The 13130-nt window shown below is 68.4% G+C and carries 14 protein-coding genes and 1 pseudogene; 11 read left to right on the top strand and 4 right to left on the bottom strand.

What is annotated here, in order from left to right:
* Both KTR9_RS03890 and KTR9_RS03885 read left to right on the top strand, forming a co-directional pair.
* Nucleotides 1–1154 (top strand): annotated as a pseudogene (locus tag KTR9_RS03890) (LLM class flavin-dependent oxidoreductase).
* On the top strand, nucleotides 1151–1858 hold the full coding sequence (locus tag KTR9_RS03885) for a GNAT family N-acetyltransferase (protein WP_014925300.1): 708 nt from the start codon (nucleotides 1151–1153) through the stop codon (nucleotides 1856–1858). Before KTR9_RS03890 ends, KTR9_RS03885 begins: the two are co-directional and overlap by 4 nt.
* A gap of 148 nt (nucleotides 1859–2006) precedes the next feature.
* On the opposite strand, the gene KTR9_RS03880 is transcribed toward KTR9_RS03885, so the two are convergent.
* Together KTR9_RS03880 and KTR9_RS03875 are read right to left on the bottom strand one after the other, a co-directional pair.
* Nucleotides 2007–2666 (bottom strand): DsbA family oxidoreductase, encoded by a 660-nt coding sequence (locus KTR9_RS03880; protein ID WP_014925299.1) that lies wholly within the window; start codon nucleotides 2664–2666, stop codon nucleotides 2007–2009.
* A 45-nt stretch (nucleotides 2667–2711) separates the two neighbouring features.
* Complete coding sequence (locus KTR9_RS03875; RefSeq protein WP_014925298.1) at nucleotides 2712–3110, bottom strand: winged helix-turn-helix transcriptional regulator; 399 nt, start codon at nucleotides 3108–3110, stop codon at nucleotides 2712–2714.
* Nucleotides 3111–3136: 26 nt separating this feature from the next.
* Here KTR9_RS03875 and KTR9_RS03870 point away from each other — a divergent pair, with 26 nt between their 5' ends.
* Complete coding sequence (locus KTR9_RS03870; protein ID WP_014925297.1) at nucleotides 3137–3538, top strand: VOC family protein; 402 nt, start codon at nucleotides 3137–3139, stop codon at nucleotides 3536–3538.
* A 52-nt stretch (nucleotides 3539–3590) separates the two neighbouring features.
* Here the strand turns inward: KTR9_RS03870 and groL are convergent, their stop codons facing one another.
* A complete protein-coding gene (groL, locus tag KTR9_RS03865) occupies nucleotides 3591–5216 on the bottom strand; it encodes a chaperonin GroEL (protein ID WP_010842848.1) in 1626 nt (541 codons plus the stop codon).
* A 236-nt stretch (nucleotides 5217–5452) separates the two neighbouring features.
* Here groL and KTR9_RS03860 point away from each other — a divergent pair, with 236 nt between their 5' ends.
* From KTR9_RS03860 to KTR9_RS03835, 6 genes are all read left to right on the top strand, one after another.
* A complete protein-coding gene (locus KTR9_RS03860) occupies nucleotides 5453–6349 on the top strand; it encodes a TIGR03621 family F420-dependent LLM class oxidoreductase (protein WP_044505804.1) in 897 nt (298 codons plus the stop codon).
* Nucleotides 6350–6426: 77 nt separating this feature from the next.
* On the top strand, nucleotides 6427–7062 hold the full coding sequence (locus KTR9_RS03855; RefSeq protein ID WP_014925295.1) for a DUF4178 domain-containing protein: 636 nt from the start codon (nucleotides 6427–6429) through the stop codon (nucleotides 7060–7062).
* Between the two features lie 56 nt (nucleotides 7063–7118).
* Entirely contained in the window at nucleotides 7119–7667 is a 549-nt protein-coding gene (locus tag KTR9_RS03850; protein WP_010842851.1) for a DUF2617 family protein, read from the top strand.
* Nucleotides 7664–8197 (top strand): DUF4247 domain-containing protein, encoded by a 534-nt coding sequence (locus KTR9_RS03845; RefSeq protein ID WP_014925294.1) that lies wholly within the window; start codon nucleotides 7664–7666, stop codon nucleotides 8195–8197. The genes KTR9_RS03850 and KTR9_RS03845 overlap by 4 nt, the downstream gene beginning before the upstream one ends.
* Nucleotides 8198–8254: 57 nt before the next feature.
* On the top strand, nucleotides 8255–8680 hold the full coding sequence (locus KTR9_RS03840; RefSeq protein WP_014925293.1) for a DUF350 domain-containing protein: 426 nt from the start codon (nucleotides 8255–8257) through the stop codon (nucleotides 8678–8680).
* Between the two features lie 28 nt (nucleotides 8681–8708).
* Complete coding sequence (locus KTR9_RS03835) at nucleotides 8709–10295, top strand: polyamine aminopropyltransferase (RefSeq protein ID WP_014925292.1); 1587 nt, start codon at nucleotides 8709–8711, stop codon at nucleotides 10293–10295.
* On the opposite strand, the gene KTR9_RS03830 is transcribed toward KTR9_RS03835, so the two are convergent.
* Nucleotides 10289–11239: an SDR family NAD(P)-dependent oxidoreductase gene (locus tag KTR9_RS03830; RefSeq protein ID WP_014925291.1), complete on the bottom strand. Its 951-nt coding sequence runs from the start codon at nucleotides 11237–11239 to the stop codon at nucleotides 10289–10291. The two genes, KTR9_RS03835 and KTR9_RS03830, sit on opposite strands and share 7 nt — an antisense overlap.
* Before the next feature lie 81 nt (nucleotides 11240–11320).
* On the opposite strand from KTR9_RS03830, the gene KTR9_RS03825 reads away from it, so the two are divergent.
* Complete coding sequence (locus KTR9_RS03825) at nucleotides 11321–11932, top strand: TetR/AcrR family transcriptional regulator (RefSeq protein ID WP_014925290.1); 612 nt, start codon at nucleotides 11321–11323, stop codon at nucleotides 11930–11932.
* The gene (locus KTR9_RS03820; protein ID WP_035717443.1) at nucleotides 11925–13115 is read left to right on the top strand and encodes a sensor histidine kinase; all 1191 of its coding nucleotides are present in this window, start codon (nucleotides 11925–11927) and stop codon (nucleotides 13113–13115) included. Before KTR9_RS03825 ends, KTR9_RS03820 begins: the two co-directional genes overlap by 8 nt.
* Nucleotides 13116–13130: the final 15 nt, after the last annotated feature.

The following is a 13130-nucleotide window of genomic DNA, read 5'->3' as shown; positions in this document are numbered from 1 at the left end:
GTGTCACCCATCCCGCTGTCCGTACTCGACCTCCTGCCCCGGGTGAGCGGCGCAGACAGCACCGCCGCCGTACGGAACGCCATAGATCTCGCCCAACGGGCTGAGCGTTTCGGCTATGCCCGCTACTGGTTCGCCGAGCACCATCTCAACCCGGGCGTCGTCGGGTCGTCTCCTGCGGTCGAGATCGCACTCGTCGCCGGATCGACCTCCACCATTCGATTGGGCTCCGCCGGTGTGCAATTCGGCCACCGGACGCCCCTGGCGACCGTTGAGGAGTTCGGTCTCGTCAACGCTCTGTACCCGGGCCGGCTCGACCTCGGAATCGGCCGGTCCATCTCCCGTCCGGCACCCCGGCTTGAGAAGGCCGAGACGTCTACTGCCACAGCGGAATTCCTGTCGAAACGCGGCGGTGTCGACCACAGTGAGGACCTGCGCACAACCAACGGCCTGCTCCTGCCACGGCAGCCCGATCTCACGGCCGCCTACAACAGCGATGCGGCCGCGCATCTGCTCGGCCTTCTGCAACAACCGGGCGCCTACGCGCCTGATTACGACGAGCAGATCTCCACTGTCCTCGCGCTGCTCGACGGCACCTACGTCAGCCCGGAGGGGCTGCCGGCGCACGCAGCACCCGGTGAGGGCGCCGACGTCGAAGTGTGGATCCTCGGCGGATCGAGCGCGACCGTCGCCGGGTCGAGAGGTCTACGCTTTGTCGCCAGCTACCACCACAGCCCGACGACCGTCGTCGACGCCGTGGAGGCCTATCGGGCCGCATTCCGGCCGTCCGACGACGTACCGGAACCGTACGTCGCGGTGTCGGTGGCGCGGTGATCGCCGACTCCGACGAGGAGGCAACGGAACTGGCATCCGGGTACGCGCCCTGGGTGCGGAGCATCCGTCGGGGCGAAGGTGCGATCCCCTTCCCCACGCCGACCGAGGCCGCTGCCCTGGAGTGGACCGACGACGACCGGGACCTGGTGCGCGACCGCGTGCTGACCCAGTTCGTGGGTTCGCCGACGACAGTTGCCGACCAGCTCGAACAGCTTCGCGACGCGACCGGCGCATCGGAGATCGCCATCACGACGATCACCCATGACCACGAGGCGAGGGTGCGGTCCTACGAACTGATCGCCAAAGAGTGGGCCAACCGGTGACGGCGCCGCAGACATACCCCGACACCTCGGTCCTCGACAATGCGATGTGGGAGAGCCTGATCGGACCGCACGCGCAGTTCAGCGAGGGCACCGACCTGGTTCGTCGCTACCTGCCCACGGTGGCCCCCATGATCGGCATCGGCGATGTCGACGACCCCCGTGCGTGGACCGATCTCGCCGCGCTGGTCGGTCCGGAGCAGGAGGTGGCGATATCTCATTCCGGGGTTGTGGCGCCGGCGGGCTGGACGCCGGTCATGGGTGGGCTCGGCGTGCAGATGGTCGCCACCGACCGTCTGCGTCCCAGGCCTTTCGAGGAAGCGGTTCGGCTCGGTGCCGCGGATGTCGACGACATGCTCGCGCTGATCGCCCGCACCCAACCCGGGCCGTTTCTACCCGAGACCTATCGTTTGGGCACCTACCTCGGGGTTCGGCGAGAGGGCCGGTTGATCGCGATGGCGGGCGAACGCCTACATCCGCCGGGGTGGACCGAGATCAGCGCGGTGTGCACCGATGAGGAGTTTCGCGGGCAGGGCCTGGGCTCACGTCTGGTTCTGGCCGTCGCCGACGGAATCCATGCGCGTGGCGAGACGCCGTTCCTGCATGCGGCGGCGAGCAACGTCAACGCGATCGAACTGTACAAGCACCTCGGCTTCGTCATTCGTACCGAGATCACATTCACCGTCTTGAGGTCGCCCGCCACCTGATCCGAGCGCTCACCATGGTGGCGGGTTGGGGGTCACTCAGTCCGACTCGGGTTCCGGCGCGTTCGTCCCGACCTCCGGTTCCGCGCACACGCCGTCGACGCAGACCGCCGCGTCGTCGTCGCCGATCATCTCGAAGCGCACCGGCGGTTCAGACACGATCGACCGCCTCGGCGCGGACCTTGTCGAGGGCCTGGGTGAACGTCTCCGGCGCCTGTGCACCAGAGACGCCGTATTTGCCGTTGATGACGAAGAACGGCACACCGCTGATCCCGTACGCCCGCGCCTGATCGATGTCGGCGGCGACGGCAGCGGAGTACTCCCCCGACTCCAGCGCGGCGAGGACGGCGTCGCGCTCGAGGCCGACATCGGCCGCCAGCTCGGCCAGTTCCTCGGCGCGGCCGACGTGCCGCCCCTGCTCGAAGTACGCCTTGAACAGGCGCTCGGCGAGATCCGTCTGTCGGCCATGCGCTTTCGCGAAATGCAGGGCTTCGTGCGCCTTCAGTGTCTTGGTGTGCTGCAACCGGTCGAAGTCGTAGTCGAGACCGACGCCGGCGGCGATCTCACGGACCTGGTCGAGCATCCCCCGGACCTGCCCGGCGGGCATGCCCTTGTGCCGAACGAGGAAGTCGATCTCCGAGCCGTCGAAGTCGACCGGTGTGTCGGGGGCGAGCTCGAAGCTGTGGTAGGTCACCTCGACCTCGTCACGCCCGGCGAACTCCGCCAGTCCGGCCTCGAACTTGCGTTTACCGATGTAGCACCAGGGGCAGGCGATGTCGGACCAGATGTCGACGGTGATGGGAGCGCTCATGGCCGTCTCAACACCTCCCGGATCGAGAACGTTCCCGGGAGTGCCTCACGCTCGGTCGAGCGAACCGGGCACGTCGAGCAGGTCGTCGAGATGCGCTCGCGACCAGTCGCAGAGACCGTGGACCGTCGTGACCAGGTCCCGACCGGCGTCCGTCACCGTGTAGTCCACCCGTGGGTTCGCGCTGCGATGGTCGTGACGATGGATCAGTCCATGCGCTTCGAGGTCGCGCAGCGTCTGGGTGAGCACCTTGTCGCTGATCGTCCCGATCGACCGTTTCAGCTCGCGGAATCGGCGGGGTCGCTGCCGAATCTCCTCGAGGACGGTCAGACCCCACTTCGTCGACACCACGGCGAAGACCGACCGCGCGAGTCCCCGGGCCCGCTCCTCGGCCTCGGACGACGGCCCGGCGTACCCACTCACCTCGAAGTTCGTACTGCCGCTCATCCGCCTGCGCTCCTAGCGTGGGGTCGATGCGAGTGCTGAAGACCTACGCCAGAGTATTCGTCGCCGACCTCGACGAGTCCCTACCGCTGTACGAGACCCTCGTCGGTGCATCCGCCGATCTGCGTTTCGCCTTCGAGAAGGCCGAACTCGCCGCCGTCGGAGACTTCCTCCTCATCGCAGGGGCCGACGACGATGTCGAAAACTACCGGTCCACCGTCGGACCGGTCATAGTCGATGATCTCGACGCACTCATCGCGCTGATCACCGGCACGTCCGCAGCCGTCGTCATCGGAGAATCACACAGTGCGACAGGACGATTCGCCTACCTTCGCCACCCCGACGGCGCGGTCCTCGAATACGTCGAGTGGTCGCCGGAGATCGTCGCGACCGTGTTCGCAACGCCGAAGGCCGGCCACCCTCTCGGGTGACCGGCCTTCGGTTGGAGCTGCGTTGAGTGAACGCAGGGATCTGATCAGGAGATCAGAAGCCCATCCCGCCCATCTCGTCGCCGCCCGGCATGGCCGGTGCGGCGTTCTTCTCGGGCTTGTCGGCGACGACGGCCTCGGTGGTGAGGAACAGAGCCGCGATCGAAGCTGCGTTCTGCAGCGCCGAGCGGGTGACCTTCACCGGGTCGTTGATGCCGGCCTTGAGCAGGTCCTCGTACACACCGGTGGCGGCGTTGAGGCCGGTGCCGGTGGGCGAGTTGAGGACCTTGTCGGCGACGACGCCCGGCTCGAGCCCGGCGTTGATCGCGATCTGCTTGGCCGGAGCCGAGAGCGCGACCTTGACGATGTTGGCGCCGGTGGCCTCGTCACCCTCGAGCGAGAGTGCGTCGATGGCCGGCTCCGACTGCAGCAGGGCCACGCCACCGCCGGCGACGATGCCCTCTTCGACGGCAGCCTTCGCGTTGCGGACGGCGTCCTCGATGCGGTGCTTGCGCTCCTTGAGCTCGACCTCGGTGGCCGCGCCCGCCTTGATGACCGCAACACCGCCGGCCAGCTTGGCCAGACGCTCCTGCAGCTTCTCACGGTCGTAGTCGGAGTCGCTGTTCTCGATCTCGCCGCGGATCTGGGCCACCCGGCCGGCGATGGCGTCGGGATCGCCCGAGCCCTCGACGATGGTGGTCTCGTCCTTGGTCACGACGACCTTGCGTGCGGTACCGAGCAGCTCGACGCCGGCGCCCTCGAGCGAGAGGCCGACCTCTTCGCTGATGACCTCGCCACCGGTGAGGATGGCGATGTCGGCCAGCATGGCCTTGCGGCGGTCACCGAAGCCCGGAGCCTTGACGGCGACGGACTTGAAGGTGCCCTTGAGCTTGTTGACGACGAGGGTCGAGAGAGCTTCGCCCTCGACGTCCTCGGCGATGATCAGCAGCGGCTTACCGGCCTGGATGACCTTCTCCAGCAGCGGCAGCAGGTCCTTGATGGTCGAGACCTTGCCCGAGACCAGCAGGATGTACGGGTCGTCGAGGACGGCTTCCTGGCGGTCGGCGTCGGTGACGAAGTAGCCCGAGATGTAGCCCTTGTCGAAGCGCATGCCCTCGGTGAGCTCGAGCTGCAGGCCGAAGGTGTTGGACTCCTCGACCGTGATGACGCCTTCCTTGCCGACCTTGTCCATCGCCTCGGCGATGAGCTCGCCGATCGAGGGGTCGCCGGCCGAGATGCCTGCGGTCTGAGCGATCTGCTCCTTGGTCTCGACCTCCTTGGCGCTCTTCAGCAGCGACTCGGTGACAGCCTCGACGGCCTTCTCGATGCCGCGCTTCAGACCCAGCGGGTTGGCGCCGGCAGCGACGTTGCGCAGACCCTCACGGACGAGAGCCTGGGCCAGAACGGTGGCGGTGGTGGTGCCGTCGCCCGCGACGTCGTCGGTCTTCTTGGCGACTTCCTTGACCAGCTCGGCGCCGATCTTCTCGTACGGGTCCTCCAGCTCGATCTCCTTGGCGATGGACACACCATCGTTGGTGATCGTGGGGGCGCCCCACTTCTTTTCCAGCACGACGTTGCGACCCTTGGGTCCCAACGTCACCTTGACGGCGTCGGCGAGGCTGTTGAGGCCCCGCTCGAGGCCGCGACGGGCCTCTTCGTCGAACGCGATTTGCTTGGCCATGGGTAAGTGATCCTCCGAAGGGGGTGACACTAGGTTCGTATGGCCGGAACTCGGTGCCCGCGACGGACGACCGGTGTGTCATTCGGTACCGGCCTCACCGTCCCGACCTGGCACTCACAGCTCGCGAGTGCCAACCTCGTTTTTAGCACTCGCCCACCGCGAGTGCAAGGTCGGATCGGCGGCAGACCGACGGGATCTCCGCACCCGGGGGCACGGCCTTGATTAGCGTGATCCGTATGTCCGGCGCGCCCAGACCTTTCCGCTTCGGGGTCAACATGTTCACCGTCGACGACGCGGCCTCCTGGACGAGTCGCGCCCGCCACGTCGAAGACCTCGGCTATGACGTGCTGCTCTTCCCCGACCACCTCGGTGCGCCGAGCCCGTGGCCCGCGCTGTCCGTGGCGGCGACGGCGACGCAACGCCTCCGGCTCGGCACTTTCGTCCTCAACGCGGCATTCACGAACCCCGCGCTCCTCGCGCGCGACGTCGCCACCGTCGACCGACTATCCGGCGGACGGGTCGAACTCGGACTCGGCACCGGATATGCGAAGAACGAGTTCGAGGCGGCCGGCATCGACTTCGGGACCCCGGGCCGTCGTGTCGATCACCTGTCGTCCACGGTCAGGAAGGTGGCGTCCGCGCTCGACGACCCCGGCGTCGAGCCGCGGCCGGTGCAGGCGCGGGTACCGCTGATGGTCGCCGGGAACGGCGACCGCGTTCTACGGGTCGCCGCGGCGCACGCCGACATCGTCGCGTTCACGGCCGCCCGGACGAGTCGTGACGGCGAACTCCGGCTGCTCACCGCCGACGACTTCGAGTCCCGCGTCGCCTTCGCCCGCCGGGCCGCGGGCGAACGCGTTCCCGACATCGAATGGAACCTGCTGCTACAGGTCGTCGCCGTCACCGACGACCCCGAGTCCGTGTTCGAGCGGACTCCCGGGGCCACCGAGGCGGCGGGCTCCGCCGAGGCGTTCGCGGAGCTGCCGACGGTCCTGGTCGGCTCCACGGCAGAGATCGCCGAGCGGCTCGTGGGGTTGCGCGCGCAGACCGGCATCTCCTACATCTCCGTCCACGAGCCGGCCCTGGAGGAATTCGCACCGATCATCCCGCTGCTGCGCGCGACCGACGCCTGAGCGTCAGGAGCGATCGCGGTCATTCGCACCTTCGACGACTGCCATCCCGGGCGGCCAGGTCGGCTAGGGTCTGAACCGTGGAATTCCTGTTGATCATCATCGTGGCGCTGCTTGCGATCATCGCGGTGGTCGTCATCTTCAATTTCCTCGGCAACCGCAGGGCCCGGCAGGCCGAACAGGACGCCCTGCGCGAGCGGACCTACCGGCCCGGCGATCCCTTCTCCTCGGCCGACGACGATTCCGTCTACGGTGATCCCCGCGATCTCAAGCCGGGCGATCTCGTCGAACTGCGCGGTCAGACCTATGCGGTCCGCGGCACGCTGCGCCTGACCCAGGACGGCTACACCTGGACCGAGAACTTCCTGGACACCGGTGTCGGGTCCAAGGCCTGGATCTCGGTCGAGGACGATCCCGACCTCGAGGTCGTGCTGTGGCACGAGTTGCCCGGTGCAGCCGTCACTCCCGGCCCCGACACCGTGGAGCTCGAGGGTCGTCGCTACGAGTCGGAGGAGGCGGGTTCGGCGCGCTTCACCTCCGCGGGCACGACCGGGCTCGCGACCTCCGGCCGGATGGCCTACCACGACTACCAGGCCGGCGACGACCGCCTCTCGTTCGAGGACTACGGCAGCGGCTGGGAGTGCGCCCGCGGTGAACTGCTGTCCCGGGCGGACTATCGCATCTATCCCAGCAACCCGGCTCCGGAGACGCCCTGACGGCCCGACCGCCGTCCACCCGACCGAGACGCCCTGAGCAGGGAGATCGCACCCGCATGACAGAGAACCCCGGACACCCCGGCGACCCCGCAGCACAACTGGCGGTCGCCTTCGCCGACACCAGCGCGGCACAGCTCGGCTTCTCACTGAGCGCACCGTTGCAGGAGCCCCTGGCACAGGAGGACCGCGACATCGACGGCATCACCGTGTCGGTGCGATTGCTCGGCGCGAGCCATCAGGTGCTCGTCGAGGACGGGGTGCAACGAATCTGTGAGACCGTCGCCTGCCTGCCTGATGTGACCTCGGCACTTCCGGAGAGTTTCCAGGAGAGCGGCTACTACTTCAGTTCCCGCGTCGAACAGGTGACCTCGGACCATCTCGCCGCACTCGTCGAACAGCTGGCCGCGCGCGTCACCGAGCAGTTGGCGACCGGACATCCATGCGTGATGGGTCGCTTCCCCGGCGACCCGTATGCCGTCACCGCGATCGTCTCCGAGTCCACCGACGACGACATCAGCTGGCACACGTGGCACACCTACCCCAAAGCCGGCGAGGTCGTGATCACCTCCAGCAGAATCGATCGCGGACCGGTGGCCCGCCGATGACCGAGCAGTTCCCGCCCGACCGGCAGCCGGACCCGCGCCGCCGCCTCAACAAGATCCGCAACATCATCATCGGCGTGATCATCGTGCTCACCGTTTTCGCGCTGATCGGCGCGTGCACCGCGCGAGTGGCCCGCGGTGGCGGCATCGGCGGGTCGGCGCGCGACTACATCTCCCAGAACTACGAGCGAGACACCTCGCTCGACGAGGGCGACGTCGACGCCTACGTCGCCAACGGGACCCCGGCGGAGGTCGCCGCCGACATCCGCGACGCCGAACGTCCCAGCGACCAGCGGACCGGCGCCACAGGCGCGGGCAACATCTCCGGCACGCAGTTCCTGCAGTATCCCGACTACCTCGTCGGTCTGTTCCCGCTGGCCGCCGGGACCACCCGGGTGATGCTCAGCCGCGACTACCGGTCGGGCTACAACCACTACCACCCCTACATCGGCGCGTTCTGGGTACCGACCCCCCGCTATGCGGGTAGCGGCAGCGGAAACCGCGGCGGCGGGAGCGGCGGTGGCGGCAAATGATCGTTGTCCGACCGGCCCGTCCCATCGAACTCGTCCGATCAACCAACGGAGAAGACCATGCTCGCTGATATCGCTGAGAATGCCTACGCGGCAGGCGCTTACGCCGGCGTCGGCGTGATCCTGATGATCCTGTCGTTCGGCATCCTCGACCTGCTCACGCCCGGGAAGCTCCGTTCGCAGCTGTGGACCGAGCGCAACCGCAACGCAGGCATCCTGGTGGGCTCCAACATGCTCGCCGTCGCCGTGATCGTCACCGCGGCCATCGTCGCGAGCGAGGGCCGGCTCCTCGAGGGACTCACCTACACCGCGGTGTACTCGGCGATCGGCCTGATCGTGATGGCGGTGACCTTCCTCGTCATCGACCTGCTGACCCCCGGGAATCTGGGCGAACTCCTGGTCCACCCGGAGACCCACCCGGCGGTCTGGGTGCAGGGCGTCGCACACATCGGGGTGTCGATCATCGTCGCCGCCTCCATCCTGTGACCGGGTCACCACACTCCCCCATCCGTTGGTGACCGTCGACGACCCCGGTCCGGCGACGACCGACACCGCTCCGGACACGTTGGCGACGCGGCCGCGATTCGCCCGCGCCGGACTGCTCGGCGTCGTCTTCGTCTGCGCCGCGTGTGGCCTGGTGTACGAGCTCGCCCTGGTCTCGCTCGGGTCGTTCCTGATCGGCAACACCGCGACGCAGGCGTCGATCGTCCTCGCGGTGATGGTCTTCGCGATGGGGATCGGGTCGCTCGCGGCCAAACCCCTCCAGCCGCAGTCGGTCACGGCCTTCGCGGTGATCGAACTGCTGCTCGCACTCATCGGCGGACTGTCGGTGATGGCGCTCTACGCGGCGTTCGCGTACCTGGAGCTGTACACGCCCGCCCTCATCCTCGTCGCGTTCGTGCTCGGTATCCTGATCGGCGCCGAGATCCCGCTGCTGATGGTTCTGCTGCAACGGATTCGACGCCAGGAGGCCGGTTCGGCGGTCGCCGACATGTTCGCCGTCGACTACATCGGCGCCCTCATCGGTGGCCTGTGCTTCCCGTTCTTGCTGCTGCCGTGGTTCGGCCAGTTGCGAGGTGCTCTGGTCGTCGGACTCGTCAACGCCGCGGCCGGGTGCTTCCTCGTCTTCGTCATCTTCCGAAAGTCGATGTCGCGCACCCAGATGGCGGTCCTGTCCGCGTCGGCGATCGCGGTCGTCGCCGTCCTGGTCGCGGGACTGATGCTGTCCGGTCGCTTCGAGATCACCGCCCGCCAGGCCCTGTACCGGGATCCCATCGTCGCCGCCGAACGCAGTGCCTATCAGGACATCGTCATCACCGAGAACCGGTTCGGCGCAGCGGCCGACACCCGCCTGTACCTGAACGGCGACCTGCAGTTCTCCTCCGTCGACGAGCACCGCTATCACGAGACCCTGGTTCATCCGGCGATGTCCGGCGAGCGCGGCTCCGTCCTGATCCTCGGCGGCGGTGACGGACTCGCGCTCCGCGAAGTGCTCACCTATCCCGACGCCCGCGACGTCACGCTCGTCGAACTCGACCCGGAGATGATCCGCCTGGCCCGGACCGACGAGCGTCTCACGACATTGAACCGGGGGGCGATGAGCGACCCCCGAGCCGAGGTGATCGCCGCCGATGCCTTCTCCTGGCTACGCGGCACCGACCGACGGTTCGACGTGATCATCGTCGACATGCCCGATCCCGACGACTCGGCCACCGCGAAGCTGTATTCCACCGAGTTCTACGCGATGGTCCGTGCACATCTCACCCCGACGGGCCGGACCGTCGTGCAGGCCGGGTCCCCGTACTTCGCACCGAAGTCGTTCTGGTGCGTGGCGTCGACCATGCGCGCGGCCGGACTGGACCCGACCCCGTATCACGTCGACGTGCCGGCCTTCGGCGACTGGGGATTCCACCTGGCCGGCGCCGGCGGCCGCGTCACGCCGGCCGTGCGGGCACCCGGCCCGCTCCGATTCCTCAGCCCCGAACAGATCTCTGCCGCAACGGTTTTCCCACTCGACAGACAACAATTGGACGTGCCGCCGTCCACCCTGATGGACCCGAGGATCCTGCGGTACGCGCAAGGCGAGTGGGCGACCTACTGACGACGGCACGTCTGCGAACGCAGCGACTCCAGGTGATCCCACAGGTCGCGTTCGCGTTCGGCGTCATGACTCTCCGCTGACGAGTCGGACACCCGCCCACGGTCGATGTAGGCACCGGTGGCCGCATGTGGCACGCCGAGAATCGCCGACGCGAGACGCCTGCCCGCCGCGGCGGGCCGGTCCAGCGGGCTGACGAGGGTCAGACCCGGAACAACCCATCTGTTCGCCCACCGCTGCGGTGCGCTCGCCGCCCGGGCCAGGTCCGTACCGGGCACGTAACCCGGGTTGTAGGAGACGATCTCGATCCCGTCGGGCAGGTGACGTGCCCATTCGTGGACGAGATGGATCGCCGCCAGCTTGCTGGTCGAGTACGCGGTTCGGCCGGCAGACGGGCTCGCGCCGCCGAACGCGCCGGGCCGGGACAACCGCGCCGGAGAGGTCCATCGCGGTGCCGGCACCAGGCCGAGATTGTGCCGGAAGTCGCCGAAGTGCGTGTCGCTCACCGTGATCGTGATCCGGGAACCGTGCGCGAGGTGCCCGCCGAGCTCACCGATCAGCACGTGATTCGCGAGCACGTTGACCGCGAAGGTCGCCTCGAGTCCGTCGACGGTGACCTGCTGGTCATCGACGTATTGGATACCCGCGTTGCACGCCAGCCCCCGCAACGGCGGAAGCGCCGCGTCGTCGAGCATCTGCCGGATCTCCGCCGCCGCGGCGGCCGTGCCCGCGGTATCGGCGAGATCGGCATCGACCACGACGACGCGCCCGGCGTTCTCACCGAAACCGTCCACGAACCCGGCGGGTCCGCCTCCGCGGGCGAGCACGACGAGGTGACAGGACAGATCTGTCGACACGATCGTCCGCGCGGCGACCAGGCCGATGCCGCGCGATGCTCCCGTCATGACCAGCGTCCAGGCCGGGGTGGAGGTGGGGGGTGGGTTCATGTCGGCTCCCGCCGTTTGAGTTGACGTTGTCAACTCAAGAGAACCCTATTCGGTTGACAGTGTCAACTGTATGGTGGGGCGATGACCTCGAGGGCCGAGACCGCGGCACACACCCGGCAGGCACTGCTGGCGACGGCGTCGGCACTGCTCGACCAGGGCGGACCGGAAGCGGTGACCCTGCGCGAGGTCGGCAGTGGCGCCGGGGTTTCCCGGTCCGCCGCGTACCGGCACTTCGTCGGGAAGGACGAGTTGCTGGCGGCAGTCGCCGCCGAGGCGTGGGCGGTCGTCGCCGACGGACTCGAGGTCATCGCGTCCGACCCGGACCTGTCCCCGGAGGACGCCGTGCGGACGGCGATGCACGCGCTGTCCGACCTCGGACTGGACCGGCCACATCTGTACCGGCTCATGTTCGCGACTCCGGCGGGCGCGCCGGCCATCCCCGCCGCCGCCCGCGCACAGGACGGTCTGATGTCCCTCGTGAGCCGCATCGTCGGCGCCGACGCCGCACGACACCATGCGGCGTTGCTCTTCGCGACGACGCACGGCCTCACCGACCTGGACACCCACGGCCACCTACCGCCCGACAAGTGGCGCGCCGACCGGCACACCCTCATCGATCTCGCCGTATCGTCGCTACCTCACGGAGACAGCCTCACCGGGCCCGACAACCACGACCGGAACGCCGATGTCTAGCGGGGTGACGATCGCCCTCGTCCTGCTCGGGGTGCTCGCGTGCGTCGGCGCGGTGGTGCTGATCCGCACCCGGCGCGTCGTGCGGACCCCGGCCGAGCGGGCGGTCCATCTCGCGCTGCACACCGCGTCCCTGGCCGCCCGCTCGCTGCGTACCGGACTCTCGGCGGAGTCCGCTCGCGAGGCACTGCCTCACCTGCTCACGCTCACCGGCGCCGAGGCGGTCGCCCTCTACGACGGTGAACCGAGCCGCCTCGCCCATCTGCCCGACGGCGACGACATCTGGGACGACGAGATGCTCGGTCACGCCGACCGTGCGGCGACCTCCGCGCTGGGCGACCTCCGGCGCGTACTGCTCACCGACCCCAGCGGCGCCGAGTCCCCGGTGCGCGCGCTCGTGGCCCAGCCCCTCCTCGCCGACGACGTCGGGGTCGGGGTCCTCGTGGTCGCCACGACCCGACGGCCCGGCCCCGGAATGCTCGGCGCCATCGCCGAAGTCGCGCGGTACGCGTCGAGTCAGATCGAACTGGCCGACCTCGACGCCTCACGCGCACGACTCAACCGCGCCGAGGTCCTCGCGCTGCGCGCGCAGATCAGTCCGCACTTCATCTACAACGCGCTGAACACCATCGCCTCGTTCGTGCGGACCGACCCCGACCGCGCGCGCGAGCTCGTCCTCGACTTCGCCGACTTCACCCGGTACTCCTTCCGGGCCGCGGGCGAGTACACCGTGCTCGCGGACGAACTGCGCAACATCGACCGCTACCTGACGCTCGAACGAGCCCGTTTCGGCAACGCTCTCGACGTCAAACTGCATGTCGCGCCCGAGGTCCTGAACGTCGTCGTACCGTTCCTCGCGCTGCAACCGCTCGTCGAGAACGCCGTACGGCACGGCCTCGCGTCGAAAGGCGGGGGCACCATCACCATCGTCGCGGCCGACGAGGGCACCGACTGTGTCATCACGGTCGAGGACGACGGCGTGGGCATGGAACCGGAACTCCTGCGCAGCGGTGCCCTCGACGCCCTCGATCACGGCGAGGGCGCGCACGTCGGCCTGACCAATGTCGACCACCGGCTCCGCGCCGCCTTCGGCAACGACTACGGGCTCGTCGTCGAGACGGCCGTCGGCGCCGGCACCAAAGTGGGCATGCGCGTTCCGAAGTTCCGCGCGGGCATCCGGGCGTGAACGCCCGGTTCGGGC

Source organism: Gordonia sp. KTR9 (assembly GCF_000143885.2).
GTDB lineage: Bacteria > Actinomycetota > Actinomycetes > Mycobacteriales > Mycobacteriaceae > Gordonia.
This window is presented reverse-complemented; position numbering and strand designations above follow the sequence as displayed.